Origin of the sequence: Brevundimonas sp. TWP1-3, from assembly GCF_049896085.1 — a bacterium.
Lineage (GTDB): Bacteria > Pseudomonadota > Alphaproteobacteria > Caulobacterales > Caulobacteraceae > Brevundimonas.
In genome coordinates this window covers 2,222,024-2,247,770 of sequence record NZ_JAFCTP010000001.1, presented here as the reverse complement: position 1 = coordinate 2,247,770, position 25,747 = coordinate 2,222,024, and the positions used below count along the sequence as shown (strand labels likewise).

Sequence of the window (25,747 nt, the reverse complement as noted above, 5' to 3'; positions counted from 1 at the left end):
CCTAGGACCGCCGGGTGATGTTCGCAGCCAACGCGGCTTTGAGATGATCTGCACGGGCTTGGGAGAGACGCCCCTGCATACCCCGTGTCACCTCTGGAAGATGTGCGCCCGGCGTCTCGCCTGCGTCGAACACGAAAGCCTCGAACATGCTGCGCCAGACCTCGCGCTGCTCGGGCGGCAGATCGCGCACGCTGAGCATGGCGTGGATCAACGCTTCCATCGGACGTAGTTCGGACGAGGCTTCGTTCCACCAGTAGTTCACCAGCATCGCGAAGGGATCGAAAGACTGCACGTGATGCCACCACATGTAGGGAATGTAGATCGCGTCGCCGGGGCCTAGGTCAGCAACCTCCGCTTGCTCCCAGGCCAGATGAAAGTTCGGGAATCGCTCGTGATCCGGCGCATCCAGCCGGACCATGCTGGTCAGCGGGCCCGCCAATGTTCGCTCGAACGGGCCGACATAGAGATTGCCAGTCTGGCTGGGTGGAAAGAAGATGAACCGCCGTCGACCCGCGACCGCACAGGCCACATTGGCGTTCATGTCGTGGTGGGTCTGAACGACGGCGGCGTTGCCGATCCAAAGCCGCGCCACGGCACCTCGCACCGCCACAGGTGGTGGGTTTGCTGCACTGAAGCCTGGAGCCGCCGCCGGTTCCGGCATGGATTGCGCCGCCAGGGAAGGCGGATGCTCCGTACCATCCAAATCCAATAGACGCTTGAACAGAGCGGTGAGCGGCATCCGAAGCGTTTCGAAATTGGTCCCCGTCAACGCCTCATCATAGAAGAACAGCCCTGCCTGATCGTGTGGGGTTCGAAGGACCGGCGCAGGTTCAGCCCTTGTGAAGGGCGACAGGTAGGCAGCCAGTGCTTCTCCCCCTGCTTTTCCAGCCCTCACCGCTGGCCAATGATCGACCAGCCCCCGCATCACCACGGGTCGATCGCCAACCACGATCTCGCGTTCAAAGATGTCCGCATCGACATCATGAAGCTCGCGAGTTCGTCGTTCGGGCGAAGGTATCTTCATCCCTAATGGCTTAGTATGCCGACCGAAGATCGCAAAGCCGTCTCACCTGAACTTCCTCAAGCCACGCGGCCCCTGGCGACCGGCGCTGGCGCGTTTGCCCAGCCAGTCCTTCCAGTCGGGCCAGTTGCGACGCCGCCCGCCGCCGTCTGCCCACTCGGGGCCCTGTTCGGCGTTGAACACGGTCACGTCGGCCAGGCCGCCCTGTTTGAAGTTTTGTAGGCGCACGCCCTTGCCGCGCCCCATCTCGGGCAGTTCGGCCAGAGGGAAGATCAGCGTCTTGATGTTCTCGCCGATCGTCGCCACGTGGTCGGCGGCCGGAGTTTGCGGGATACGCAACATGGCCAGCAGGTCACCGTTCAGCACCTGTTTGCCGCCCCGCTTCTGGGCGAGGGTCTCGTCTTCCGGGGCGATGAAGCCGTAGCCGGCCTTGGAGGCGATCAGAAGTTTCCCGCCCGGCTGATGCGCCAGGACGTTGATGATCTCGGCCTTCTCGTCCAGGTCGATCATCAGGCGCAGCGGCTCGCCATGCCCGCGGCCCGACGCCAGCTTGTCGGCCCCGATGGTGAAGATGCGCCCGTCCGACGCCGCCACCAGCAGCTTGTCGGTCGTATAGGCCGGCACGAGGTAGGCCAGCTGGTCGCCTTCCTTGAACTTCAGCTCCGACGGATCTTCGACCTTGCCCTTGGCGGCGCGGATCCAGCCACGTTCCGACAGGATGACGGTGATCGCCTCGCGCGGAATGAAGGCCTCGGGCGCGACGAAGGCCGAGCTGTCGACGGCCTCGGCGATGGTCGTCCGGCGCGGCGAGATCAGCGCCTTGCGCACCGCCTCCAGTTCCTTGGACACGGCCTTCCACTGCTTGCCTTCGGACGACGTCAGCGCTTTGAGATGCGCAAGTTCTTCCGACAGAGCATTGAATTCCTTCTCGATCGCCATTTCCTCGATCCGCGCCAACTGACGCAGACGGGTGTCGAGAATATAGTCGGACTGGGCTTCGGTAAGGCCGAAGCGGGCGATCAGCACCGCCTTGGGCTGCTCCTCCTCGCGGACGATGCGGATCACCTCGTCCAGGTTCAGGAAGACGATGCGCAGGCCTTCCAGCAGGTGCAGCCGCTTCTCGACCCGCTCGATCCGCCACTGCGAACGCCGGTTCAGCACCACGCGACGGTGATCCAGGAAGGCGCGCAGACACTCCTTCAGCCCCATGACGCGCGGCGTGCCGGTGGCGTCCAGCACGTTCATGTTGATCGGGAAGCGGACTTCCAGATCGGACAGTTTGAACAGACTTTCCATCAGCATTTCAGGCTCAATGGTGCGGTTCTTGGGCTCCAGAATCAGGCGAATGTCCTCGGCCGACTCGTCGCGCACATCGCCCAGCAGCGGCGCCTTCTTGTGTTCGATCAAGTCCGCCAGCGCCTCGATCAGGCGCGACTTCTGCACTTGGTACGGCATCTCGGTGACGATGATCCGCCACACGCCACGCCCCAGGTCCTCGGTCTCCCAACGCGCGCGCAAACGCACCCCGCCCCGGCCCGTCTCATAGGCGTCCAGGATGGAGGCTTGGCCTTCGACAACCACGCCGCCGGTCGGGAAGTCAGGGCCCGGCACCAGTTGCACCAGTTCGGCCGTCGTCGTCTCGGGCCGCTCCAGCAGCATCTGACAGGCGTCGATCAGTTCGCCGACATTGTGCGGCGGGATCGAGGTCGCCATGCCCACGGCGATGCCTGACGATCCGTTGGCCAGCAGATTGGGGAAGCCGGCCGGCAGGACGATCGGCTCCTCGTCCTGATCGTCATAGGTGGCGCGGAAATCGACCGAGTCCTGATCGATGCCGTCCAGCAGCAGCACGGCGGCAGGCGTCAGCTTGCACTCGGTGTAGCGCATGGCCGCCGCGCTATCGCCGTCGATATTGCCGAAGTTGCCCTGACCGTCGACCAGCGGATAACGCTGGGCGAAATCCTGGGCCAGGCGCACCAGAGCCTCGTAGATCGAGGCGTCGCCGTGCGGGTGGTATCCCCCCATGACCTCGCCGACGACCTTGGCGCATTTGCGCGCCGCCGCCTGCGGGTTCAGCCGCATCTGGTGCATGGCGTACAGGATGCGGCGGTGCACGGGCTTGAACCCGTCGCGCACGTCCGGCAGGGCGCGGTTGGTGATGGTCGACAGGGCGTAGGCCAGATAGCGGCGGCTGAGCGCCGTCTCCATCGGCTCGTCGATGATACGACCGCCTTCCGGCGGTGGGGCGTGGATCGTCATGGCTCTGCGAATCGAGGATCGGAAGCCCGAAGTCTAGCCCGAAGCCGCGCGTAAGTCGGGGATAGTTGGCGCGAGACCAGACGATGCGTGGGTGTTCGTCAGGAAGGTCCGCTCTTTCGCGGGGCCTCAACGGCGCCTAACTGCAAAGGCGACCAAGGAGCGCATCGTGAACAGCCGACTGACGGAAACCATCGGCCTGGACTATCCGATCATCCAGGCGCCGATGGCGGGAACCTCGACGCCTGCGCTGGCCGCCGCCGTCTCAAATGCGGGGGCGCTCGGCTCAATCGCCATCGGGGCCCTGGACGCTGAGGAAGCTCGGCGTCAAATTCAGGCGACCCGCGCTCTCACCGACCGACCGTTCAACGTCAACGTCTTCTGCCATGCCACCGCTGCGCCGGATCCGGCTGGGGACCAGGCGTGGATCAACCGCCTGCGCCCCCTGTTCGCACCGTTCGACGCCCAGCCGCCGGAGCAGTTGCGCGACATCTATCCCAGCTTCCTCGACGACGACGCTCAGTTGGCGGTCCTGCTGGACGAACGCCCGGCCGTGGTCAGCTTTCATTTCGGCCTGCCGAAACCGAAGCAGATCGCCGCGCTGGAGGCCGCTGGCGTCCTCCTGCTTGCGACTGCCACCTCGCCAGCCGAGGGGCAAGCCGTTCAGAACGCCGGCATCGACATGGTCGTCGCCCAGGGTTGGGAGGCCGGAGGCCATCGCGGCGTGTTCGACCCCGCCTATGACCTGCGGTTCGCAACCCTGCCGTTGACCCGACTGCTGGCCAGCCGGCTGACCATTCCCGTCATTGCGGCAGGCGGGATCATGGACGGCGCAGGCATTTTGGCGGCGATGACGCTGGGCGCGGCCGGGGCCCAGATGGGCACGGCCTTTGTCTCCTGCCCCGAATCCTCGGCCGACACTGCCTATCGACGGGCGATGGCGGGTCGGGAGGCGCAACGGACCCGCGTATCCGCCGTGCTGTCCGGGCGGCCCGCCAGAGGGATTGAGAACGCCTTCATGCGCCAGGCCGAACCCGACGCTATCGCCGCCTATCCCCGCGCCTACGACATCGGCAAGGCGCTGAACACAACTGCCAAGGCCGCCGGCGACGACGGCTACGCCGCCCAATGGGCCGGACAGGGCGCGCCGCTGGCCCGCGTGATGCCGGCGGATCAACTCGTGCGGACGCTGGCCGAAGAATTCCGACACGCCGCGAACATTTTCCGCAGCGATGAAACCAACCGGCCCGTCGGTTCGAACGTAGGGAAGAACCACCTTCCCCGTCAGGCCGCGCCATGATCCTGTTCCTGCTGTCCTACCTCGCCGGCGTCCTGACCATCGTCAGCCCCTGCATTCTGCCCGTCCTTCCGTTCGTCTTCGCCCGCGCCGGTCGCCCCTTCCTGCGCAACGGCTTTCCTCTGCTGGTCGGCATGGCGGTGACATTCGCGGGCGTGGCGACCCTGGCGGCGCTGGGCGGAGGCTGGGCGGTTCGCGCCAACGAAGTCGGACGGTGGATCGCCCTGGCGGTCATGGCCGTGCTGGGCCTCAGCCTGTTGTTCCCCGCCTTGGGCGACCGCCTGATGCGGCCGTTCGTCGCCGCCGGATCCTGGCTGACGGACCGTGCGGAACGTCACAGTGGCGATCAGGGCGAGGTGCGGGCCTCTCTGCTGCTCGGCGTTGCGACGGGTCTGCTGTGGGCGCCGTGCGCCGGGCCGATCCTGGGCGTGATCCTGACGGGCGCAGCGCTTCAGGGCGCGGGCGTCGGCACGACGGTGTTGCTGCTGGCCTATGCGGCCGGTGCAGCGACGTCCCTGGGCCTGGCCCTGCTGATCGGCGGTCGTGTGTTCAAGGCCATGAAGGGTGCGCTGGGCGTCGGGGAATGGGTCCGTCGCGGGCTGGGCGTGCTGGTGCTGATCGGCGTGGTCATCATCGGCCTGGGCGCCGACACAGGCTTGCTGACCCGCATCTCGGCAGCAAGCACCGGCCGTATCGAACAGGCGCTGCTGGGCAGTATCGGTCGCGGCATGCCGACGAACGAAGCCCCGACCGACCTTGCCAACCTGCCGGTCGAGGGCATGATGCCGCCACTGAACGGCGCGACGACCTGGATCAACACGCCGCCCCTGACGACGGAGCAACTGCGCGGCAAGGTGGTGGTGGTCGATTTCTGGACCTACTCCTGCATCAACTGCATCCGCTCCATCCCCTACGTCCGCGCCTGGGCCGAGAAGTACAAGGATCAGGGTCTGGTGGTGATCGGCGTCCACACGCCAGAGTTCGCTTTCGAAAAATCCGAGGCCAACGTCCGCCAGAACATTCAGCGGCTGGGCATCACCTATCCGGTCGCCATGGACAACGAATTCGCCATCTGGCGTGCGTTCAAGAACCAATACTGGCCCGCCCACTACTTCATCGACGCCAAGGGCCAGATCCGCCACCACCACTTCGGCGAGGGCGACTATGACGGCTCCGAACGCGTCATTCAGCAGCTTTTGAAAGAGGCCGGCGCGGCGAACGTCGCCCGCGACGTGGTCGACGTTCAGGCCCAGGGCGCAGAGGCCGCCGCCGACATGTCGCAGGTCGAATCGCCGGAAACCTATGTGGGCTATGCGCGCGCCGAGAACTTCCGTTCTCCCGGCGGCTTGGCCAACGATGTCATCAAGGACTACGTCGCCGCCCCGCTGCAACTGAACGGCTGGACCCTGTCCGGCCGCTGGAGGGTCACCCGCGAACACGCCGACCTTCAGACTGCTGGAGGGCGTGTCGCCTTCCGCTTCAAGGCGCGCGACCTGCATCTGGTGATGGGCCCGAGCAAGACCGGCGAACAGCCGCGTTTCCGCGTCCTTGTCGATGGCGCCGCACCCGGCCCGAACGCAGGCAGCGACATCGACGCGCAAGGCATGGGCCGCATCGACGGCGAGCGGCTTTATCAACTGGTTCGCCAGACTGGTGCGGTGCGCGAGCGGACGTTCGAGATCGAGTTCCTCGATCCCGGCGTTCAGGTCTTCGCCTTCACCTTCGGCTAGAGGCGGCCGGCGTCGGCCAGTTTGTCCAGCATCCAGACGCGCGCGGGCGGCAGGGGCTTGTTCTGCGGGTGAAACACGAACTGTTCAAGGAAATGCCCGGTCAGGTCGAACCCCGCCTTCACGTCGCCCTCGATCAACCCCGCCTGCGCGCCCAGCATGAAGGGCGGCAGCGTCAGCATCTTGTCGGCATAGGGTGCGCCCGCGTCGCGGCTGACCGCCCGGCCGGTGCGGGGGCTGACATAGATCAGGTCGTCGGCCGTGCCCATCGCTGCGCATTTCGACAGATCGAGGCCAAAGCCCAGGTCTTCCAGCAGCCCCGCCTCGAACCGCACGAAAATGGCGGGCCAGACATCCGGCAGGGCAAAGGCCGTCATCAGCGCCTCGAAGGCGAGAAAGACGCCGGGATGCGGCTCGCGCTCGGGCAAGGCCCCTTGCGCCACACCGGCCGCCGCCGCCAACCCGGTCAGCGCCAGGGCGTCGTCGAACAGGGCGCTGGGCCCCTCGCCCACCGGCTCCAGCCGCGCGGCGCCCAGATGATCCGAAGTTCGCGCGCGGTAATCCGCCACGACCCGCGCCCCGGCTTGCAGGAACGGCTTCATCTTGCGCGACGCCCCTCCCGCCACATAGGCGGACCGGCGGCCATGGTTCTCGGTCAACAGATCCACCACAGACCCGGTGTCGCCATGGCTGCGCGCCGACAGGACGAACGCCTCTTCGTGAAAGTCCATCAGTCGGCCGAACCTTCGGCGATCAATCCGACCACGCTCTTGGCCTTGTCGTTCGGCACCGTGAAGCTGAGGACATATTGCTCGATCTTCCAGCCCTCGTCGGTCAGACGCAGCACTCCCGATCCCCGCGTCAGCCCATAGGCGTCGTTGTCGAGCAGTTCGTCGAACCAGACGATGCAGCGGCAGTCGCCCGGCGCCAAGGTCGCCACCCGGTCATGCGGGCGATAGGTCCAGCCCTTGCCGCGCGAGAAAAACGGCGTCGCATAGGCGCGAAACTCGGCCAGCGACCAGCGCTCGGTCGCATCCGTGCCGACGAACCGGGCGTCGGGGGTGAAGAGGTCGAAATAGGCGTCGCCGTCAGCGCGCGACGCGGCCTCATGCATCCGGTCCAGAACGACGCCTGCGGCGACGGCGGAGTCATCCGAAGCCTGCATCGGAAACGCGGACAGGGCGAGGGCGGCGAAAAGGGCGATCATGCGTCCGTTCTAGTCCTGTTCTCCCCATTGGGAAACCAGGCGGATGGCTCAGCGCGCCAGCGTGGTCGGAAACTCGCGCGCCAGGGCTTCGGCCATCGCCTGCTGGCTGATCAGGAAGACCTGGTCGCGCAGATGATAGTTGTTGGACAGCACGATCACCGTCACATCGGCCTCGGGCTGATAAAGCATCAGGTTGCGGAACCCGCCCCAACTGCCGGTGTGATAGATCTGGCGGTCCTGGAAACTGGGCCGGACCTGATCGCCCAGACGGTTCGAGAAGATGCCGAAGCCCCAGTCCCGACGCGGATGGCTGCGCTCGTTCGGCTTGGTGTCCGCCGGCGCATGGTCAGCCAGCATCTGCTGGTAACTGCTCGGCTTCAGCAGCGCGCCGCGATGCAGCGCCCTTTGCCAGACCAGCAGGTCGTCCAGCGTCGAATAGACCGCACCCGCCCCCGCAACGATGGAGGTATTGGCGTTCGGCTGGGCCGCCAGCCCGCCGGGGAAGTTGGCGTAGCCCATGATGACGTCGTGGTCGCCGCCGTCCAGATCCAGCCCGCTGTCCTTCATGCCCAGGGGCTTGAAGAAGGCGTTACGCATATAGGCGTCATAAGGCTGACCGCTGGCCTTTTCGACGATGGCGGCGGCCAGGTTGAACCCGGCGTTGTCGTAGCGAACCTTCGTTCCCGGCTCGAACTGCAGGCCGAACTGCTTCGAGTCCTCGGTCAGTTCGTTCAGCGTCGCCGGGGTCGTGCGGCGCATGCCCCAGCCGGGCCGCGCCATCAGATCGGGAATGCCCGAGGTGTGCGACAGTAGATGGCTGATCCGCACCGACGCCCAAGCCTGCGGACAGGGCTGTAACCATTTGCAGACAGGGTCGGAGACGTTCAGCTTGCCCTCGTCCTGAAGCTTCAGGATCGCCGTCGCCGTGAACTGTTTCGAGATCGAGGCCAGGCGGAAGCGCGAGTCCAGCGCCAGCGGCTCGTCCCGCTCGTAATTGCCCTTGCCATAGACCTGGCGGAACAGCACCTGGTCGCCCTTGGCCACCAGAACCGCCCCCATGAACCGGCCTGCCGCCGCCTCGCGATCCATCCGCGCAGCCAGTTGCGGCAAATCCTGAACCACGACCAAGGGCGGACGCGGCGGGGCATCGGCCCGCTCTGTCACCAAGGCTGCATCGGTCTTGGGTGGGACGGCCGTGGCGATGCCGCCCCAGACCGCGCCGCCGAGGATCAGCGCCCCAAGGACGCCCAGAACGAGCCGGGGATGGCCCCCGGCAGTACGCGGCACTTCAAACACAGGAACTCAGACGTCGAAATCCAGGCCGAACTGGGCGTATAGCGCCCTCGAGTCCTGCCATTTCGGATCGACCTTGACGGTCAGGAACAGGTGGACCTGGCGACCGAGCAGCTCGTTCAGCTCCTCGCGCGACTTCTGACCGATCCATTTCAGCGTCTGACCGCCCTTGCCCAGGACGATGGGCCGCTGGCTCTCACGCTCGACATAGATGGTCTGTTCGATCCGGGCCGAGCCGTCGGCGCGCTCCTCGAAACTGGTGGTCTCCACGGCCGCCGAATAGGGCAGCTCTTCATGGACGCGCAGATAGACCTTCTCGCGGGTGATCTCCGCCGCCAGAACCCGCACCGGCACGTCCGCCGCCTGGTCCTCGGGATAGAGCCACGGCCCCTTGGGCATGGACAGGGCCAGACGCTGCTTCAGGTCTTCCACGCCGTCGCCGTTGGCGGCCGAGATCATATAGACCTCGGAATAGACGCCGCTCTCGAACATCTTCTGCGACAGAGCCAGAAGGGTGTCGCGGCGCATGCCGTCGATCTTGTTCAGCGCCAGCACCACCTTGGTTCCGGTCGACTGCAGATTGGCGATAATGGTCTCGGTGTCCTCGGCCGAGCGGCGATCCGCCGCCGTACCTTCGCGGCCTTCCGAGTTGATGTGCGACTGGGCGTCGATCAGGTGGACGACGATGTCCGCGTCCTGGGCCCCGCCCCAGGCCGAGGCGACCATGGCCCGGTCCAGACGACGACGCGGGGTGAAGATGCCGGGCGTGTCCACCAACACGATCTGGGCGTCGCCTTCCATCGCGATGCCGCGCACGGGAAAGCGCGTCGTCTGCACCTTTTGCGTAACGATCGAGACCTTGGACCCGGTCAGCCGGTTCACCAGCGTGGACTTGCCGGCGTTCGGCGCGCCGATTATGGCGGCGAAGCCCGCGCGCTGGTTTTCGAAATCGGTCAAATGACGCCTTCACGTTTGAGGAGAGCCGTTGCGGCCGCCTTCTCCGCCTCCTGACGCGAACGCCCTTGCGCGGTCAAGGGCTGCACGTCCTGCACGGAAACTTCGACGGTGAATGTGGGTGCATGATCCGAACCCGTCCGTTCGGCCACGCGATAGGTCGGCAGCGGCCTGCCCTTGCCTTGCGCCCATTCCTGAAGCGCCGACTTGGGATTCGTCACCGTGCGCGACGGCGGGGCAGACAGTTCGTCGGCCCAGGCGGCGTCGAAGAAGGTCCGCGCCGCATCAAGGCCGCCGTCCAGGTAGACCGCCGCCAGGATCGCCTCGACCGCATCGGCGATAACGCCCGCCTTGCGACGGCCGCCGGTCTTGGTCTCACCCGGCGACAACCGTAGAGCTGGGCCGACGCCCAGCGCCTCGCCGACGCGGGCGCAGGCGGTCTTGTCGACCAGGGCATGCAGACTGGACGAAAGCTGACCTTCGTCGGCCGTCGGAAACTCTGCCGACAACCGCTCGGCGACCAGCAGTCCCAGCACCCGGTCGCCCAGGAACTCCAGCCGCTCGTTGTCGCGCGGACCATGGATCCCGACCGGCGCCCCCTCGCCCACGCTGGCGTGGGTCAGGGCGCGCTCCAGCAGGGCCTTGTCCTTGAACGTGTGTCCCAGACGCGTTTCCAGCGCCGCGACGGATTCAGCTCGCGTATTCCCCATTACTTCAAGACGTTGAAGAACCGGTCGAGCCGCACATTGAACCAGCTGACGGGGTTCCACAGCGACGAACCGGGCTTCCAGGAGAACAGGATGATCTGCGCCTTGCCGACCAGGTTCTCGGCCGGGACCATGCCCACGCCGCTGGACTGTTCGACGCGGCTGTCGATCGAGTTGTCGCGGTTGTCGCCCATCATGAAGTAATGGCCGGCCGGGACTGCATAGACCGGGGTGTCGTCCAGATCGTTTCCGGGACCGAAGTCCTGGGTCATGAAGCTCCTGCCTTCCGGCAGGGTCTCGCGCACCTCGGTCACCGGACGCGGGCCGAAGATGTCGTTGATCTCCTGCTCGCTGACCACGACGTCCTGAACCGGCTTGTCGTTGATATACAGCTTGTTGGCGATCATCTGGATGCGGTCGCCGGGCAGGCCGATCACGCGCTTGATGAAGTCCGTCTTGTTGTCACGCGGCAGTTTGAACACGACGACGTCGCCGCGCTTGGGCGCCGAGCCCATGATCCGGCCGTCGAACAGCGGCGGGCTGAACGGGATCGAGTGTTTCGAGAAGCCGTACGACCACTTCGACACGACGATATAGTCGCCTTCGTAGAGGTTGGGCTCCATCGAGGCCGACGGAATGGTGAAGGGCTGGAACAGGAATATCCGCAGCACCATCGCGATCAGCAGGGCGAAGATGACGGTCTTGAAGATCTCGCCGGTCTCGCTGGCGGCCGACGGCGTCTTGTCACGACCGCCGGGCTTTTGCGCGTAGACCTTTTGGTTCGACGTGGTCGGCTCTTGCACCGACTTGACCGGAGCGTCCGCCTCCGAAGCCGCAAATCGCTCTTCGGGAGTGGCGTCGCGTTTGGCGTCGTCGGGCTTTTGGTCTTCGCTCATGCGATCAGGCATCCTCGCCGCGTCTGCGCGGTCATCGCGCACGCCTATAACCTGATTACGACTGCGGCAAGGCTTCGATCACCACGAAGGCGAGCGCATAGGGATGTTCGTCGCTCAGAGTCAGGTGGATTTTCGCCTCGTGTCCGGCCGGCGTCAGCCGCGCCAGATGCTCGGCGGCATGCCCCGTCAGCGCCATGGTCGGCTGGCCGGAACGCAGGTTCACCACCCCCATATCGCGCCAATAGACATCGGCCCGCATTCCCGTGCCCAGCGCCTTGGCGCAGGCCTCCTTGGCCGCGAAACGCTTGGCGTAGCTCCACGCCGGATCAGGCTTGCGGTCGGACCGCGTGCGTTCCAGTTCGGTGAAGCAGCGGGTCTTGAAGCGATCACCGAACCGATCCAGCGAGGCCTGGATGCGGCGGATGTCCGACAGATCCGCGCCCACGCCGATGATCATTTCGCTGCATCCATCGCGGCCCGCATCCGGCGGATCGCGCCGTCCAGACCGATGAAGATCGAATCGCCGATCAGGAAATGCCCGATATTCAGCTCGCGAACTTCGGGGATCGCCAGCATGCGGGGCGCCGTGTCGTAATCCAGTCCATGACCCGCATGAACCTCCATCCCCAGGATGTCGGCCTGGGCGGCGGCGGCGGCCAGGCGTTCGAACTCGACCTCCCGCTCGCCGGGATCGGTCAGATGGCAATAGCGGCCGGTGTGGAACTCCACCACCTGAGCGCCTACGGCGGCCGCAGCCTCGACCTGCGCCTCGGCAGGTTCGATGAACAGAGAGACGCGGATGCCGGCATCCGTCAGCGCCTTCACCACAGGGGCGATGCGCGCCTCGTGACCCGCGACCGCCAGACCGCCCTCGGTCGTGACCTCCTCGCGCCGTTCGGGCACAAGACAGGCCGCATGGGGCCGATGACGCATGGCGATGGCCAGCATCTCCTCCGTCACCGCCATCTCGAAGTTCAACGGCTTTCCCGCCCGCGCGCACAGGGCGCTCAGCACGTCGATGTCTGCGTCGGTTATGTGGCGGCGGTCTTCGCGCAGATGGGCGGTGATGCCGTCCGCGCCCGCCGCGAGGGCCGCCTCGGCCGCGCGGGCCGGATCGGGATGCGTCCCGCCTCGCGCATTTCGCACCGTAGCGACGTGGTCGATGTTGACGCCCAGCCTGACCCGTTCGCGCATGGCTCTACTTCGACAATCTGCGGCTGCCAGGATCTTCCACCGGAAGCGCGGCCAGTTCCGGCGGGAGGGCGTCAGCCGCATAGGCCGGCACCTCCAGCGAGGCCAAGGCGATCAGCGGCACGCCCACGTCCACCTTGCCGCCCGAACGATCGACGATGCAGGCGGCGGCGACCACCTCGCCCCCGGCCGCCTGGATGGCGGCGATGCATTCACGCGACGACAGGCCGGTCGTGACGATGTCCTCGACCATGACGACCTTTTCGCCCGGCTCGACCGAGAAACCGCGACGCAGCTTGAACTGGCCGCCTTCGCGCTCGACGTACATCGAGCGGACCTTCAGGTGTTTGGCGGTCTCATAGCCGGGGATGATGCCGCCCACAGCCGGCGAGATGGCGACATCGACCGGGCCGACCGTGGCGACGATCTTGTCGGCCAACGCCTTGCACAGCCGCTCGCAGCGCGCGCCGTCCATGAAGACCAGGTTCTTCTGCAGGAAGACCGGGCTGTGCAGGCCCGACGACAGGACGAAATGGCCTTCGCGCAGGGCGCCAGCGTCGCGAAACTCGTTGAGTACGTCTTGGGTGTTCATGAAGGGGTTCTAGACCCGGATCGCGCGCGGATGAACCCTCCGGCGACGCTTCATTCGATGTTTTCGTTCGGGCGCAGTCCGCGCGCCAGCAGTTCGGCCCAGACGCCCTCGGCGTCCTCGGCGAAACCGATCAGGTCCAGGTCCGATGGCGCGATCATCCCGTGCTCGACCAGGACGTCGAAACCGATGACCGAAGTCCAGTAGGCCTTGTCCACAAGCACGACCGGCACAGGCGGCGCCTTCTTCGTCTGGCGCAGGGTCAGCATCTCGAACATCTCGTCGAAGGTGCCGAATCCGCCCGGGAAGACCACAAGCGCATTGGCTCGCATCGCCAGGTGCATCTTCCGCATCGCGAAATAATGGAACAGGAAGGTCAGTTCCGGCGTCGAATAGGCGTTCGGCTCCTGCTCGTGCGGCAGGATGATGTTGAACCCGACGGAGGGCGCACCGGCGTCCACGGCCCCACGATTGGCCGCCTCCATGATGCCCGGTCCGCCGCCGGTGGCGATGACGTTGTCGCGCGGCTCGCCCACGGAACCCCGAAACGCCCCGCCCCGCTCGGACGCCAGCCGACCGAAGGCGCGCGCCTCTTCGTACCAGCGATGACCCTCGCGGATACGGGCGCTGCCGAAGACGACGATGGTGGAGCGCACGCCCCAGGCCCTCAGCGCCTCATCCGGCTTGGCGTATTCCATCAGGAAGCGGACGCCGCGCATGGAATCGCCCAGCAGGAAGTCCTGATCCATCGCTGCCATGCGATAGGACGCCGACGCCATCTGGGCCGCGTTCGGCTTGACCGGCTCGCTCATTCGCCCCGCGCGCGTTCGACCGAGTCGACCGACGGATTGGCCCGCAGCGCCGCCATGATCATGGTCGCGTGCTTGGCGTCCTCGACCTCGACGTCCACGTCCACGTCGAAGAAGTCCTGCTGGCGGTGCGCCATCGACAGGTTGATGATGTTGCCGCCGGCCTCGCCGATCAGGGTCGTGACCTGGCCCAGCACGCCGGGCGCATTGCGGATCGTCGCGCGAATGCGGGCGGCGGCGACGGCGTCGGTCTCGGCCTGGGGCGTCCATTGCAGGTCGTGCCAGACGGAATCGTCGTCCGCGAAGGCGGCCAGGGTCTGGCAATCGATGGTGTGCACCGTCAGGCCGGATTCAGGCTCCAGAATACCCACGATCCGGTCGCCCGGCACCGGGGTGCAGCACTGGCCGAAATGCACCGTCACGCCGGGCGTCAGCCCGCCGCCGCGCACGAACAGCCGCGCCTTGTCGCCCTCGATCCGCTGCTTCTCCGGCCCGGCCTTCAGCCGCCCCTTCAGTGCGGGGAACAGGATTTCGGCGGCGGTCGTCGGCGACAGCCGGCCCCGGCCCAGCCCCTCGAACAGATCCTCGTCGTTGGCGACCGCCAGCATCTCCAGCACCGGCTTCAGCGACACGTCGGTCAGGGATTTCTCCACGCGCCCCAGCGTCTGATCCAGCGCCACGCGGCCCAGCTTGATGAACTCTTCCCGCTCTGACGTGCGGATATGGCGACGGATGGCCGAGCGCGCACGGCCGGTGACGGTCAGGCTGCGCCAGTCGGCAGGCACTTCGCGCTTGGAGCCCCGAATGATCTCGATCACGTCGCCGTTCTGAAGCGGTGTCCGCATCGGCTTCAACTCGCCGTTGACCTTGACCCCGACCGCCGTGTCCCCGACCTCGGTGTGGACGGCATAGGCGAAGTCCAGAGGCATGCCGCCGCGCGGCAGCGTCACCAACTGACCCTTAGGCGTGAAGACGAACACCTGATCCAGGTACATTTCGAGCTTGGCGTGCTCGACCCAGTCCTCGCCGCCCTCGCCGTGCTCGATCACCTGCACCAGATGGCGCAGGTTCTGCAGGGGATCGCGGCCCCCGCCCTGTTCCATCGCCTCGCGGTCGAAGCCATAGGACTTGTTCTTATAGCGCCAGTGGGCGGCGACCCCGTCCTCGGCGATCCGGTCCATCTCCTCGGTGCGGATCTGCATCTCGATGCGCAGGCCGCGCGGCCCGACGACGGTCGTGTGCAGCGAGCGGTAATTATTCGACTTGGGCGTCGAGATGAAATCCTTGAACCGCTCGGGCACCATCGGCCATTCGCGGTGGATGACGCCCAGCGCGCGATAGCAGTCGTCTTCGGCCTCGACGATGACGCGGAAGCCATAGATGTCGGACAGGGACGAGAACCCGACCGACTTGCGCTGCAGCTTGCGCCAGATCGAATAGGGCGTCTTCTGGCGACCATAGACATTGGCCGTCAGGCCGGCCTCCGACAGCACGCGCTCGACCTCGCCTGCGACGCCTTCGATGGCGCGCCCGTGTTCCAGCTTCAACGCCTCCAGCCGCCGCTCGATGGCGGTCTTGGCGGTCGGATTCAGGTGGGTGAAGGCCAGCTCTTCCAGCTCGGAGGCGATGGAGTGGATGCCGATCGACCTGCCGAGCGGCGCATAGACTTCGAGCGTCTCGCGGCTGATCCGCTCGCGCTTCTCGGGCTTCACATATTGAAGCGTGCGCATGTTGTGCAGGCGGTCGGCCAGCTTGACCAGCAGCACCCGCACGTCCCGGCTGATGGCCAGGATGAACTTGCGCAGGTTCTCGGCCTGGCGCGTGTGCTCGGCCTGAAGCTCCAGCCGGCTCAGCTTGGTCACGCCCTCGACCAGGACCGCGACCTCCTCGCCGAACATGCCGGCGATGTCGTCGCGCGTCGCCGAGGTGTCCTCGACCACGTCGTGCAACAGGGCGGTGACGATTGTGGCGGTATCGAGCTTGTAATCGGTCAGGATGCCCGCGACCTGGATCGGGTGGGCGAAATAGGGATCGCCCGAAGCCCGCAACTGCGAGCCATGCATCTTCATCGCATAGACGTAGGCGCGGTTCAGAAGCGCTTCGTCGGCTGTCGGATCATAAGCCTTTACGGCCTCGATCAGCTCGAATTGGCGCAGGATCGGCGCACGCTTGATCGGCCGCCCGGGATCGGCGGCGACCGATTTAAGGTCGTTTTTGTTTGCAGCTTGGGGCGCCGGCGGAACCGTTTCGGTCCGCGCCGGCAGGATAGTGACGCCAGGGGCTCCCTCGGGCGTCAGTACCGCTCCTCCTGACCGCCGTCGCGGTCGCTTTGCAGGGCGCGGATCAGTTCCGCCTCGGCCATGTTCATGTGCTGCGGTGCGGCCAGCAGGGCGACCGTCTCCGCCTCGTCTTCGGCTTCCGTACGCTCATCGACGCGTTGCAGCGTGGTGATGATGGTCTCAAGCAGTTCGTCCGGAACGACGGTGTCGTCGGCGATCTCACGCAGGGCGACGACCGGGTTCTTGTCGTTGTCGCGGTCGATCGTCAGGGCGGAGCCATTGGCGATGCTACGAGCACGGTGGCCGGCAATCAGAACCAGACCAAAGCGGTTCGGAACCTTCTCGATGCAGTCTTCGACGGTGACGCGGGCCATGAAATTCCTCGAACGCGGGGGAGAACCGCGTCAAATACAGATGGGGACTGACTTTTGCAACGCCACAGGGGCGAAAGTGCGGCGTCAGTCGGTCCGACGCGCCAGAGGATAGGCGATGATCAGCACCAGATCGTCCTCGCCGACCTGCTGGATGCCGACATTGCCGCCGTCATACAGATAGGCCGTGTCACCGACCTTCATCCGGGTGGTGACGCCGTCCGTGGTCACGTCCCCTTCCCCGCTGACCACATGATAGACCTCGTCGTGGGCGATGACGTGCAGGCCGATGGACGATCCCGGATGCATGACCCGCTTTCTGAACTCCATCGATCGGTTCGGCGCCACGCCCGAGATGCGATAGGCGGTGCTCATTCCCGTTCCGTTATGGGGCGGCGGCTGGCGGACCATCGTATCCGCCTCATGGATCACCAGCCCGACTCCCGCAGGCGGCGAGGCAGGTACAGGATGCGATTCCTGCACCACCCCGGCAGCGAGCAGGATGGCCATAGAAAGGACGAGCATGAATGTCTCCCGGTGTCAGGAGAGAGAGATCAGCTCACGAACCGCGTCCTACTTCAAGGGATGGGCGTCGCGACCGACCGACGCGGTCTCGACCAATTCGCTCGCCGTCCCACCCTGCGTCGGATGCAGCCAGCGCGGCGCGATCTCGACGATCGGCCCCATGACAAACCGTCGCTCGGCCGCACGGGGGTGAGGCAGGATCAACCCGTCCAGATCACCGCTCAGTCGCCCGTAGGCGATCAGGTCTAGATCCAGCGTCCGCGGCGCATTGCGAACCGACCTTTCGCGACCGAAAGCGTCCTCGATCCGTCCCAGGGCAGTCATCAGTTCGTGCGGATCATGGGCGGTGCGCACCATGACGACGCCGTTCAGGAAGGGAGGATCCTGCGGATCGGGCCAGGCCAGCGACGACCACCACGACGACCGGGCCACGACATCGATCCCCTCGCTGCGAAATAGCGCGAGCGCCGCCTCCAGCGCTTCGCGGCACGATGCCCATGCCCCCTTGTCATTGCAGCCCAGCGCCACGATGACTGCATCATTCAGGTCGAACCCGTCGTCGATTCCGACATCGACGCCTGGCGCGGCCGCGGAGTCCGATTTTTCATCTCTTTCGACGGCATCGACCATGTTTCATCCCACCGACCGGCTGGCGATCTTCATCGACGGCTCGAACCTTTATTCCGCCGCGCGCGCCTTGCAGCACGACATGGACTTCCGGCGGATGCTGGACTGGTTCCGCGAGAAATCCATCCTTACGCGCGCCTATTACTATACGGCCGTGGTCGAGGGCGAAGAATTCTCACCCGTGAAACCGCTGGTCGACTGGCTGGACTACAACGGCTTTTCGGTCGTGACCAAGCCGGTGAAGCGTTTTACCGACGGTCAGGGCCACAGCCGGATCAAGGGCAATATGGACATCGAGATTGCGGTGGACATGCTGGAGTTGGCTCCACACATCGACCACGCCGTGCTGTTTTCCGGGGACGGAGATTTTCGGCGGGCGGTTCAGGCGGTTCAGGCGCGTGGCGTGCGCGTCACCGTCGTCTCGACCCAGAAGACCCAACCGCCGCACATCGCCGACGAACTGCGTCGCCAGGCCGACGCCTTCCTGGATTTGAACGACATGATGGCCGAGTTCGGCCGTCCCAAGAGCGCCCAATAATGCTGACGCCCGAACCGCCCCGCGACTGTCCGCTTTGCCCGCGCCTGGTCGCCTATCGCCAGGAGAATGCGCGCCAGAACCCAGACTGGTGGAACGGTCCCGCCGCCTCGTTCGGGGATCCGAACGCGCGCCTGCTGATCGCGGGCCTCGCGCCCGGCCGCACCGGCGCCAACCGTACCGGCCGCCCCTTCACCGGCGATCATGCCGGCTGGCTGCTCTACGACACCCTCAAGAAGACGGGCTTCGCGCACGGTCACTATGATCCGAACGGCGACGACGACCTGACGCTGACGGACTGCATGATCACCAATGCGGTGCGCTGCGCCCCGCCCGGCAACAAGCCTCTGCCGATCGAGGAAACCACTTGCCGGCCCTTCTTGATCGACCGGCTGGCCCTGCTGCCCAATCTGAAGGTGATCGTGACCCTGGGCGACGTGTCGCGCCGCAATATCCTGAAGGCGTTCGGCCGTCCCGCCTCCGCCATGCCCGCAGGCCATGGCTCCCAAGGCGAGGCGGGCGGCTATGTCATCCTGAACAGCTATCACTGCTCACGGCTGAACACGAACACCGGCCGCCTGACGCCTCAGATGTTCGAGGACATCTTCGACCGCGTCCGCACCCTGATCGACGCCTGAAGCTCAGCCCTTGTCCCGCATCAGGCGGGCCTTGTCGCGCTGCCAGTCCCGTTCGGCCGAGGCTTCGCGCTTGTCGTGCAGCTTCTTGCCCTTGGCCAGGGCGATCTCCAGCTTCGCCTTGCCTGCGTCGTTCAGATAAAGCTTCAGCGGAATGATCGTCTGACCGTCGCGCTGGACAGCCCCGATCAGGCGGTCGATCTGCTTTCTGTGCAGCAGCAGCTTACGGGGCCGGCGCGGTTCGTGGTTGAAGCGGTTGGCCTGTTTATAGGGCGGGATGTCGGCGTTGATCAGCACGATCTCGCGCCCCTCCACCGCCGCATAGCTTTCGGCGATATTGGCTCGCCCGTCACGCAGCGCCTTGATCTCGGTGCCCAGCAACTGAATGCCCGCCTCGATATTCTCTTCAAGGAAATAGTCGAACCTTGCGCGGCGGTTCTCGGCGATGACCTTGGATTTGGACTGGGGTTGCGGCGCCATCAGCCGACGCCCGCATCCGCCATAGCGCGATCGATGAGCGGCTTGACCGCATCCGACGTCGGCGACAGCGGCAGACGCGCCTCTTCGTTGCACAACCCCAGCCTGGCCAAGGCGTATTTGGTCGGCGCCGGCGAGTTGTCGAGGAACAGCGCCTTGCACAGGCCGATCAGCCGGTCCTGCCAATCGCGAGCCGTGGCGTAGTCGCCGGCCGTCATCGCGTTATGCAGGGCGACCATGGCCTCGGGCGCGACGTTGGACGCCACGGAGATCAGCCCGGCCCCTCCATGGGCGTGATAGCCCAGATAGCTCGGATCATCGCCCGAGATCAGGTCGAACTGGCCGCCGATATTGGTCCGCATCCAGCTGACCCGGCTCATGTCGCCGGTGGCGTCCTTGATGCCGACGATGTTCGGATGGGCCGCCAGGCGCGCCACCGTCTCGTTCGCCAGATCAACCCCGGTGCGCCCCGGCACGTTATAGAGCAGGATCGGCAGTTGGACCGCGTCCGCGATGGCCTCGAAATGCGCCGCCATGCCCGCCTGCGACGGGCGGATGTAATAGGGCGTCACGATCAGCGCCCCATCCGCACCCACCGTCTTGGCGTGCCGTGTCAGGTCGATGGCTTCCTTGGTGTAGGGCGAGCCCGTACCGGCGATGACGCTGACGCGCCCGGCCGCCAGCCGCACGCACAGTTCGATCACATGCTTGTGCTCGTCCAGATCCATGCTGGCGCCCTCGCCCGTCGTGCCCATCGGCACGACGCCGTGGACCCCTGCGGCGATCTGGCGCTCCAGCAATCTGGCGAATGCGGCTTCGTCCACGTTTCCGTCACGAAGTGGTGTGATCAGGGCGGTGATCACGCCCTTGAACAAGGGGGCGGTCATGGGACTAAACTTGGCCTGCGTGGGGAGGGACGATGGACGGATGTTCATCGCCTTTGCAATGAGTGCGGGACGTTAGGTCGCCAGCGGCTCCGCCGCAACCGGATTGAATGAGAACAGGACAGATCATGATAGCGACCAGTCTGGCGGCGGCCCTCGCCGTTCTTGCGCCGAACCCGCAGGACGTCCTGCCGACCCAGCCGGTTCCCTATGCGTCGGCGTCGTCGTCCGTGCCCGGCTATTCCGCGACCTATCAGGGCCGCGTGCTGAACGATCAGGACACGGCGCTGTTTCGCCAGGGCCTCGCCGCCGCCCGCGCCCGCGACGTCTTCGGCGCCCAGTCCGCCATGTCCCAGATCCGCGACGCCTCGGCGCGCAAACTGGTCGAATGGGCGCTGATCGACACCTCGGGCGAACAACTGTCCTATGCGGACCTCGCGCGCGGTCAGAGCGATCTCGCCGGCTGGCCACGCAACGAATCACGCCGCGCCGCCGCCGAAAAGGTTCTCGACCGTTCCGGCATGGGCGCCGATGCGGCCCTGGCCTTGATGTCCGACGGCAAGCCCACGACGGTGGAAGGCGCCATCGCCTATGCCTCGGCCCTCGAACAACGCGGTCGTCAGGACGAAGCCCGCGCTCTGGTCCGCCACTGGTGGCGCACCCGCTCGTTCGACGATGCGCCCCAGTCGCGCATCCTCGGCCAGTGGGGATCCTGGCTGACGCCCGCCGATCACGAGGCGCGGCTGAACATGCTGTTACTCGGCCCGCATGGCCCGGCGACTCGCAGCATGGTCAATCTGGTCTCGCCCGACCGGGCCGCCATCGCCAACACGGTCATGACCCTGCGCTCGGCCTACAGCCCCGACGCCGTCATCGCCAATCTGACGCCTACCCAGGCCGCCGATCCCGCCGTCGTTCTGGAACGCGTCCGCCTGCTGCGTTCGCAGAACCGCCAGTCCGAGGGTTTCGCCCTGCTGGCCAACCTGCCGCCCGCCCCCGCCCACACGGCGGGCGACAACACCCTGTGGAGCGAGCGTCGCAACTACTTCCTCGACGCCTTGCAACAGGGCAACTGGCGCGCCGCCTATGAAGCCATGAACGGTCACGGCTTCACCTCAGGCGACCGGATGGTGGATGCGGAGTTCTTCGCCGGCTGGGTCGCCCTGACCAAGCTGAACCAGCCCGAGGTCGCCGCCCGCCACTTCGAGGCCCTGCGCACCGCCTCCTCCACCCCGATCACCCAGGGCCGCGCCTTCTACTGGCTGGGCCGGGCCGCCGAGGCGCGCGGCGAGCGCGACGCCGCCCTCGCCTATTATCGCAACGGCGCCCAGCACTGGCAGACCTTCTATGGTCAGTTATCCGCCGAGAAGGCGGGCATGACCACGCTTCAGCTGCCGGGCGAACCCGTCCCGTCCCAGTCGGATATCGCCCGCTTCGAAGGCAACGAAATCGTCCGCGCGACACGTATCCTGGGCGAGACCGGCGAGACCAGCCTGCTGCGTGTCTTCGCCTATCAGCTCGACAATGATCTGCCGACCATCGAGGATCTGGCCCTGCTGATGGACCTGTCGCGCGGCTATGGCGAAGGCTTCACCGCCATGATGGTCGGTCGCGCCGCCAGCCAGCGCGGCTTCGTCATGCCCGAGCGCATGTATCCCATCCGCATCCCGCCCCAGGTCGGCGGCGCCGCCCCGCTGGAGTTCACCCAGGCCATCACCCGCCAGGAATCCAGCTTCGACCCTCGCGCCCGTTCCGGCGCCGATGCGCGCGGCATGATGCAGTTCCTGCCGTCCACCGCCTCGGGCGTCGCGCGCCGCCTGGGCATGAGCTATTCGGCCGAGCAGTTGTGGGATCCCGATTACAACATGACCCTGGGCAGCTATCACCTGGGCGAGCTGATGGCTTCGAACAGCGGCTCCATGCTGCTGGCGACGGTGGGTTATAACGCCGGACCGGCGCGATCTGGCCAGTGGGTGTCGCGATGCGGCGATCCGCGCGGCGACGCCACCGCCGCCATCGACTTCATCGAGTGCGCGCCCTTCACCGAGACGCGCAACTACATGATGCGGGTGATGGAGAACATGGCGGTTTACAAGGCGCGACTGAACGGCGGCACGGCGCCGCTGACGCCGTCGGCCGACATTTCGCGCGGTTCGGCGACCGGTCCTCGCCCCTACGCCGCCTACTGAGCCCGGCGGGCCGCCAACAGCGGCCCGTTCGGCCCCTTGATCCAGCCGCCGTCCAGCCCGAACACTTCGCGCACGACAGCGGCCGACAGGGCCTGGATCGGCGCATCGTCGGCGACGACCCTACCCTGATCCAGCACCACGACACGATCCGCCGTCGTCGCGGCCAGCGTCAGATCGTGCAGGCTGACCAGCACCCCCGCCCCGCCATCGGCCCGCGCCCTCAGCCGCTCCAGCACCAGCCGCTGCGCATCCGGGTCCAGCCCCGCAATCGGCTCGTCGGCCAGCAGCAGCGGCGCGTCGACCACCAGGGCCCGCGCCAACAGCACACGCGCCCGCTCTCCCCCCGACATCTCCGCTACGCCGCGGTCGGCCAGATGACCGGCGCCCACCTCGTCCAGCGTCACCCTGGCCCGCGCCAGCGCCTCCGCACCCGACAGGAAGGGCGCGCCCAGGGCCGCCACCTCGACCGCCGGCAGGTTCCAGGCGATTCGCCGCTCCTGAGGCAGATAGGCCGCCCGTTCCGCCCTCTGACGATGGGACAGGTCTGCGATCTGCGTCCCGCCCAGCCTGACCTGACCGCCGGTGGTATCAAGCAGGCCGACGGCCGCACGAATGACGCTGCTTTTGCCCGCCCCGTTCGGCCCGCACAGGGCGACGACCTCGCCGGCCGCAACCGACAGGTCCACGCCATCAAGCACGACACCCATGCCCAGCCGCGCCTGCACCCGTTCCAGGGACAACAAACTCACAGCCGCCACTCCCGCGCCGCACGCCAGGCGATCAGGGCGAACAGCGGCGCGCCGATCAGGGCGGTGAACACGCCCAGCTTCAGCTCCTGATCCGTCGGCGTCAGCCGCGCCAACAGGTCCGCCAAAATCAGCATCAGCCCGCCCGCCAGCGCCGACGGCGCCAATATCCGCTTGGCGTCGCCTCGCACCGCCGCCCGTACAAGATGCGGCGCCGCCAAGCCCACGAAACCGATGACACCCGCCACCGCGACCGCCGCCCCGGTCGCCACCGCCGCCGCGATCAGGGCGAACAATCGAACTCGCCCCATGTTCAATCCTGACGTCGCCGCCCCCTCGTCGCCCAGGGTCAGCATCCGCAAGCCCGATCCCGACAGACCGGCGAACACCGCCGCGACGATCACCGCAGGCGTCACCCAGGCCACATCGACCCAGCTTCGGCTCTGCACCGATCCCAAGAGCCACGACATCACCTCAGCCGACGCGATCGGCGACGGCGACAGGTTGAAGATCAGGGCGGTCGCAGCACCCGCGAAGCTGGATAGCGCCACCCCGAACAGGATCAGCGCCTCGGGCGCCCGCATGGCCCTGGACGCAACGATCAGCAGTCCGCCAGCCAGCGCCGCACCCGCCAGCGCGGAAACCTCGACCAATCCCGGCAAGGCCGCCGCGCCCAGCACGATGGCCAGGGCTGCACCCAGGGCCGCCGTTGCCGACACGCCCAGCACGCCGGGATCGGCCAGCGGATTGCGCAGCAGACCCTGCATCACTGCACCCGCGAGCCCGAGGGCCGCGCCGACGACCAGGGCGCAGACCGCGCGCGGCGCCCGCACCTGCCAAAGTACTTCGGCCGGTCCCGACTTCGGATCGCCGAACGCGGCGGCATACTGCGCTCCGCTGAACGCCGTCTCACCCGCCAGGATCGCCAGCGCCAAGGACGCCACGATCAACAGTCCCAGGATCAGACACAGTCGCACCGTCGCGATCACGGCCGGCCCTCAGCCATCATCTCCACAGCATCGGCCGCGAACCACGCCGGACAGGTCAGGCTGGCCGCCGGTAACCGCGCCGCCGTCTGTCCCTCGGCCGCCCGGCGAACGACCGGATGGCGACCGGGGCCGCGCAGGTCAGCCCGCAACTGATCGAAAAAGCCCAGAATGAACCGCGCCGGCGGGTTCAGGGCGATCTGCTCCACGCTGATGGCGCCGAAGCCGGGGGCCGTGGTCAGGTTGCGAAATCCTGCCGCGCGCATCATCGCATCCATCAGCGTGCCCGGCCCGGAGGTGAAGCCCCCCGAGGTCAGATAGACCGCCCCCGGCGCCTTCGCCGTCTGGCTGACCGGCGCCGTCCGCGCCAGCTTGGCGTCCATCCGCTGCTCCAGCCGGCGTCCCCGCTCGACTTGGCCCAGATCGCGCGCCGCCGTGCGGATATTCTCACGCACACCATTGAGATCGACCGCGTCATTGATCGCGATCACCTTGACCCCGCGCTGTTCAAGCGCCGTCAACAGCCGGAGTTCTCCACCCCAGTAGCGGACCACCACATCCGGCCTGAAACCGACCGCCGCCTCCAGAGTCGGCCGCAACCGCCTATGTCCGGCCGCCTCGCGCCGCAACCAGGCGTCGGGATCGTCGGCGCGGGGCGACAGCGCCAGTTCCGCATCCGGCGCAAGCGCCAGAACATATTGATCCGCACACTGATCAAGCGCCATGACCCGCAACGGCCTCGCCTGGGTCGCGCCTGCGCCGGCGATCAAGATCAGGGCCGCGAACGCACCCAGGATCCGCTTCATGGCCGGGGCAGACCCGCGAACAGGGCGTCCAACATCGTATCGACCAGCGCCTGACGATCCGCCCACGGAAAATACGGCTTGGTGATCATCAACGACACCACCCCATGCGCCGTCGCCCATATGGCTTGGGCAAGGACGCTCGGGTCGCCTTTCAGCTCGCCCGCCGCCACCGCGTCGGCCACCGTCGCTTCCAGCGTCGTGAACAGACCGCCGCCCAGTTCGCGCGCCATGTCCTGGGCGCCCTCGCGCGCCTCGACCGGCCGCGTCAGATAGATCAGGCGATAGGCGTTTGGATGGGCGAAACCGAAATCGACATAGCCGTCGATCATCCGCCGCAACCGGCGTATCGGGGGCGCGTCCTCGTCCGCCACCGCCGCATTGGCGGCGATCAAGCGCGCAAAGGCGTCGCGGCAGATCTCCTGCAGGATCGCACCCTTGTCGGAGAAATGCATGTAGAGCGCGGTGGACGACAGGCCGACCTCGTCCGCGATCTTGCGAATCGTCGCGCCCTCATAACCATGCTCGACGAAGATTCGCTCGGCCGCCGTCAGGATTTCGCCGCGCCGCGAATGGCCTTCGCCCTTGGGCTTTCGGGTCGTGCGCGAAGAGTTCGAAACGTCAGACAAGCGGCTGCTCCGGGTGAGGCGCCCTGAATAGCGACAATCCGTCCCAGACGCCAACCAGCTTGCCGAACACAGTTGTTTCAAATAGCCATTAGCGGTTGTGGAGGTGCGGGGGGC

27 protein-coding genes are annotated in these 25,747 nt (G+C 66.5%); 5 read left to right on the top strand and 22 right to left on the bottom strand.

Annotation, left to right across the window (positions count from 1 at the left end):
* Position 1: 1 nt before the first annotated feature.
* Together ACP693_RS11150 and parC are read right to left on the bottom strand one after the other, a co-directional pair.
* Positions 2–1,024, bottom strand: a complete 1,023-nt coding sequence (locus ACP693_RS11150) for a cupin-like domain-containing protein (protein ID WP_426016835.1) — start codon at positions 1,022–1,024, stop codon at positions 2–4.
* 42 nt (positions 1,025–1,066) lie between these two features.
* Positions 1,067–3,280 (bottom strand): DNA topoisomerase IV subunit A, encoded by a 2,214-nt coding sequence (parC, locus tag ACP693_RS11145; protein ID WP_426016837.1) that lies wholly within the window; start codon positions 3,278–3,280, stop codon positions 1,067–1,069.
* A 166-nt stretch (positions 3,281–3,446) separates the two neighbouring features.
* Between parC and ACP693_RS11140 the strand changes: the two genes are divergently transcribed.
* Positions 3,447–4,577 carry an NAD(P)H-dependent flavin oxidoreductase gene (locus ACP693_RS11140; protein ID WP_426016839.1) on the top strand — a complete coding sequence of 377 codons (1,131 nt, stop codon included), beginning with the start codon at positions 3,447–3,449 and terminating at the stop codon, positions 4,575–4,577.
* Positions 4,574–6,304: a cytochrome c biogenesis protein DipZ gene (locus tag ACP693_RS11135; protein ID WP_426016841.1), complete on the top strand. Its 1,731-nt coding sequence runs from the start codon at positions 4,574–4,576 to the stop codon at positions 6,302–6,304. Before ACP693_RS11140 ends, ACP693_RS11135 begins: the two co-directional genes overlap by 4 nt.
* Here ACP693_RS11135 and recO read toward each other — a convergent pair.
* From recO to folK, 14 genes are all read right to left on the bottom strand, one after another.
* Positions 6,301–7,032, bottom strand: a complete 732-nt coding sequence (recO, locus tag ACP693_RS11130) for a DNA repair protein RecO (RefSeq protein ID WP_426016843.1) — start codon at positions 7,030–7,032, stop codon at positions 6,301–6,303. The genes ACP693_RS11135 and recO overlap by 4 nt on opposite strands.
* The gene (locus ACP693_RS11125; RefSeq protein WP_426016845.1) at positions 7,032–7,508 is read right to left on the bottom strand and encodes a nuclear transport factor 2 family protein; all 477 of its coding nucleotides are present in this window, start codon (positions 7,506–7,508) and stop codon (positions 7,032–7,034) included. The genes recO and ACP693_RS11125 overlap by 1 nt, the downstream gene beginning before the upstream one ends.
* Before the next feature lie 48 nt (positions 7,509–7,556).
* Complete coding sequence (locus tag ACP693_RS11120) at positions 7,557–8,795, bottom strand: serine hydrolase domain-containing protein (RefSeq protein ID WP_426016846.1); 1,239 nt, start codon at positions 8,793–8,795, stop codon at positions 7,557–7,559.
* A gap of 15 nt (positions 8,796–8,810) precedes the next feature.
* On the bottom strand, positions 8,811–9,758 hold the full coding sequence (gene era / locus ACP693_RS11115; RefSeq protein ID WP_135196008.1) for a GTPase Era: 948 nt from the start codon (positions 9,756–9,758) through the stop codon (positions 8,811–8,813).
* Positions 9,755–10,465, bottom strand: a complete 711-nt coding sequence (gene rnc / locus ACP693_RS11110; RefSeq protein WP_426016847.1) for a ribonuclease III — start codon at positions 10,463–10,465, stop codon at positions 9,755–9,757. The genes era and rnc overlap by 4 nt, the downstream gene beginning before the upstream one ends.
* On the bottom strand, positions 10,465–11,358 hold the full coding sequence (gene lepB, locus ACP693_RS11105) for a signal peptidase I (RefSeq protein WP_426016849.1): 894 nt from the start codon (positions 11,356–11,358) through the stop codon (positions 10,465–10,467). The genes rnc and lepB overlap by 1 nt, the downstream gene beginning before the upstream one ends.
* Positions 11,359–11,413: 55 nt before the next feature.
* Positions 11,414–11,815, bottom strand: a complete 402-nt coding sequence (gene acpS / locus ACP693_RS11100) for a holo-ACP synthase (RefSeq protein WP_055809927.1) — start codon at positions 11,813–11,815, stop codon at positions 11,414–11,416.
* Positions 11,812–12,552: a pyridoxine 5'-phosphate synthase gene (locus ACP693_RS11095; RefSeq protein ID WP_426016850.1), complete on the bottom strand. Its 741-nt coding sequence runs from the start codon at positions 12,550–12,552 to the stop codon at positions 11,812–11,814. The genes acpS and ACP693_RS11095 overlap by 4 nt, the downstream gene beginning before the upstream one ends.
* Before the next feature lie 4 nt (positions 12,553–12,556).
* A complete protein-coding gene (pyrE, locus tag ACP693_RS11090) occupies positions 12,557–13,141 on the bottom strand; it encodes an orotate phosphoribosyltransferase (protein WP_346495372.1) in 585 nt (194 codons plus the stop codon).
* A gap of 50 nt (positions 13,142–13,191) precedes the next feature.
* Positions 13,192–13,950, bottom strand: a complete 759-nt coding sequence (locus ACP693_RS11085; protein WP_426016852.1) for a TIGR00730 family Rossman fold protein — start codon at positions 13,948–13,950, stop codon at positions 13,192–13,194.
* Entirely contained in the window at positions 13,947–16,016 is a 2,070-nt protein-coding gene (locus ACP693_RS11080) for a RelA/SpoT family protein (protein ID WP_426016854.1), read from the bottom strand. The genes ACP693_RS11085 and ACP693_RS11080 overlap by 4 nt, the downstream gene beginning before the upstream one ends.
* A gap of 224 nt (positions 16,017–16,240) precedes the next feature.
* Positions 16,241–16,600: a DNA-directed RNA polymerase subunit omega gene (gene rpoZ, locus ACP693_RS11075; RefSeq protein WP_135196016.1), complete on the bottom strand. Its 360-nt coding sequence runs from the start codon at positions 16,598–16,600 to the stop codon at positions 16,241–16,243.
* Positions 16,601–16,684: 84 nt separating this feature from the next.
* Complete coding sequence (locus ACP693_RS11070; RefSeq protein ID WP_426016856.1) at positions 16,685–17,122, bottom strand: cupin domain-containing protein; 438 nt, start codon at positions 17,120–17,122, stop codon at positions 16,685–16,687.
* A gap of 48 nt (positions 17,123–17,170) precedes the next feature.
* Positions 17,171–17,752: a 2-amino-4-hydroxy-6-hydroxymethyldihydropteridine diphosphokinase gene (folK, locus tag ACP693_RS11065; RefSeq protein WP_426016858.1), complete on the bottom strand. Its 582-nt coding sequence runs from the start codon at positions 17,750–17,752 to the stop codon at positions 17,171–17,173.
* Between folK and ACP693_RS11060 the strand changes: the two genes are divergently transcribed.
* Together ACP693_RS11060 and ACP693_RS11055 are read left to right on the top strand one after the other, a co-directional pair.
* Entirely contained in the window at positions 17,751–18,287 is a 537-nt protein-coding gene (locus tag ACP693_RS11060; RefSeq protein WP_426016859.1) for an NYN domain-containing protein, read from the top strand. The genes folK and ACP693_RS11060 overlap by 2 nt on opposite strands.
* Positions 18,287–18,922, top strand: a complete 636-nt coding sequence (locus ACP693_RS11055; protein WP_426016861.1) for a uracil-DNA glycosylase — start codon at positions 18,287–18,289, stop codon at positions 18,920–18,922. The genes ACP693_RS11060 and ACP693_RS11055 overlap by 1 nt, the downstream gene beginning before the upstream one ends.
* 3 nt (positions 18,923–18,925) lie before the next feature.
* Here the strand turns inward: ACP693_RS11055 and smpB are convergent, their stop codons facing one another.
* Positions 18,926–19,399: an SsrA-binding protein SmpB gene (smpB, locus tag ACP693_RS11050; protein WP_159851251.1), complete on the bottom strand. Its 474-nt coding sequence runs from the start codon at positions 19,397–19,399 to the stop codon at positions 18,926–18,928.
* A complete protein-coding gene (gene dapA / locus ACP693_RS11045; protein WP_426016863.1) occupies positions 19,399–20,283 on the bottom strand; it encodes a 4-hydroxy-tetrahydrodipicolinate synthase in 885 nt (294 codons plus the stop codon). The genes smpB and dapA overlap by 1 nt, the downstream gene beginning before the upstream one ends.
* Before the next feature lie 125 nt (positions 20,284–20,408).
* Between dapA and ACP693_RS11040 the strand changes: the two genes are divergently transcribed.
* Positions 20,409–22,469, top strand: a complete 2,061-nt coding sequence (locus ACP693_RS11040) for a transglycosylase SLT domain-containing protein (RefSeq protein WP_426016865.1) — start codon at positions 20,409–20,411, stop codon at positions 22,467–22,469.
* Here ACP693_RS11040 and ACP693_RS11035 read toward each other — a convergent pair.
* Genes ACP693_RS11035 through ACP693_RS11020 form a run of 4 tightly spaced genes read right to left on the bottom strand, consistent with a single transcriptional unit; the run spans position 22,463 to position 25,633 of the window.
* The gene (locus ACP693_RS11035; protein ID WP_426016867.1) at positions 22,463–23,218 is read right to left on the bottom strand and encodes an ABC transporter ATP-binding protein; all 756 of its coding nucleotides are present in this window, start codon (positions 23,216–23,218) and stop codon (positions 22,463–22,465) included. The genes ACP693_RS11040 and ACP693_RS11035 overlap by 7 nt on opposite strands.
* A complete protein-coding gene (locus ACP693_RS11030; protein ID WP_426019573.1) occupies positions 23,215–24,201 on the bottom strand; it encodes a FecCD family ABC transporter permease in 987 nt (328 codons plus the stop codon). The genes ACP693_RS11035 and ACP693_RS11030 overlap by 4 nt, the downstream gene beginning before the upstream one ends.
* The gene (locus tag ACP693_RS11025; RefSeq protein WP_426016868.1) at positions 24,201–25,007 is read right to left on the bottom strand and encodes an ABC transporter substrate-binding protein; all 807 of its coding nucleotides are present in this window, start codon (positions 25,005–25,007) and stop codon (positions 24,201–24,203) included. Before ACP693_RS11025 ends, ACP693_RS11030 begins: the two co-directional genes overlap by 1 nt.
* Complete coding sequence (locus ACP693_RS11020) at positions 25,004–25,633, bottom strand: TetR/AcrR family transcriptional regulator (protein ID WP_426016870.1); 630 nt, start codon at positions 25,631–25,633, stop codon at positions 25,004–25,006. The genes ACP693_RS11025 and ACP693_RS11020 overlap by 4 nt, the downstream gene beginning before the upstream one ends.
* Positions 25,634–25,747: the final 114 nt, after the last annotated feature.

Excerpts from the sequence above, each read along its gene's own strand:
- ACP693_RS11150 (WP_426016835.1), bottom strand. The coding sequence starts at position 1,024 with ATGAAGATACCTTCGCCCGAACGACGAACTCGCGAGCTTCATGATGTC.
- parC (WP_426016837.1), bottom strand. The coding sequence starts at position 3,280 with ATGACGATCCACGCCCCACCGCCGGAAGGCGGTCGTATCATCGACGAG.
- ACP693_RS11135 (WP_426016841.1), top strand. The coding sequence starts at position 4,574 with ATGATCCTGTTCCTGCTGTCCTACCTCGCCGGCGTCCTGACCATCGTC.
- recO (WP_426016843.1), bottom strand. The coding sequence starts at position 7,032 with ATGGACTTTCACGAAGAGGCGTTCGTCCTGTCGGCGCGCAGCCATGGC.
- ACP693_RS11125 (WP_426016845.1), bottom strand. The coding sequence starts at position 7,508 with ATGATCGCCCTTTTCGCCGCCCTCGCCCTGTCCGCGTTTCCGATGCAG.
- rnc (WP_426016847.1), bottom strand. The coding sequence starts at position 10,465 with ATGGGGAATACGCGAGCTGAATCCGTCGCGGCGCTGGAAACGCGTCTG.
- lepB (WP_426016849.1), bottom strand. The coding sequence starts at position 11,358 with ATGAGCGAAGACCAAAAGCCCGACGACGCCAAACGCGACGCCACTCCC.
- acpS (WP_055809927.1), bottom strand. The coding sequence starts at position 11,815 with ATGATCATCGGCGTGGGCGCGGATCTGTCGGACATCCGCCGCATCCAG.
- ACP693_RS11095 (WP_426016850.1), bottom strand. The coding sequence starts at position 12,552 with ATGCGCGAACGGGTCAGGCTGGGCGTCAACATCGACCACGTCGCTACG.
- pyrE (WP_346495372.1), bottom strand. The coding sequence starts at position 13,141 with ATGAACACCCAAGACGTACTCAACGAGTTTCGCGACGCTGGCGCCCTG.
- ACP693_RS11085 (WP_426016852.1), bottom strand. The coding sequence starts at position 13,950 with ATGAGCGAGCCGGTCAAGCCGAACGCGGCCCAGATGGCGTCGGCGTCC.
- ACP693_RS11080 (WP_426016854.1), bottom strand. The coding sequence starts at position 16,016 with ATGAAGATGCATGGCTCGCAGTTGCGGGCTTCGGGCGATCCCTATTTC.
- rpoZ (WP_135196016.1), bottom strand. The coding sequence starts at position 16,600 with ATGGCCCGCGTCACCGTCGAAGACTGCATCGAGAAGGTTCCGAACCGC.
- ACP693_RS11070 (WP_426016856.1), bottom strand. The coding sequence starts at position 17,122 with ATGCTCGTCCTTTCTATGGCCATCCTGCTCGCTGCCGGGGTGGTGCAG.
- ACP693_RS11060 (WP_426016859.1), top strand. The coding sequence starts at position 17,751 with ATGTTTCATCCCACCGACCGGCTGGCGATCTTCATCGACGGCTCGAAC.
- folK (WP_426016858.1), bottom strand. The coding sequence starts at position 17,752 with ATGGTCGATGCCGTCGAAAGAGATGAAAAATCGGACTCCGCGGCCGCG.
- ACP693_RS11055 (WP_426016861.1), top strand. The coding sequence starts at position 18,287 with ATGCTGACGCCCGAACCGCCCCGCGACTGTCCGCTTTGCCCGCGCCTG.
- smpB (WP_159851251.1), bottom strand. The coding sequence starts at position 19,399 with ATGGCGCCGCAACCCCAGTCCAAATCCAAGGTCATCGCCGAGAACCGC.
- dapA (WP_426016863.1), bottom strand. The coding sequence starts at position 20,283 with ATGACCGCCCCCTTGTTCAAGGGCGTGATCACCGCCCTGATCACACCA.
- ACP693_RS11040 (WP_426016865.1), top strand. The coding sequence starts at position 20,409 with ATGATAGCGACCAGTCTGGCGGCGGCCCTCGCCGTTCTTGCGCCGAAC.
- ACP693_RS11025 (WP_426016868.1), bottom strand. The coding sequence starts at position 25,007 with ATGAAGCGGATCCTGGGTGCGTTCGCGGCCCTGATCTTGATCGCCGGC.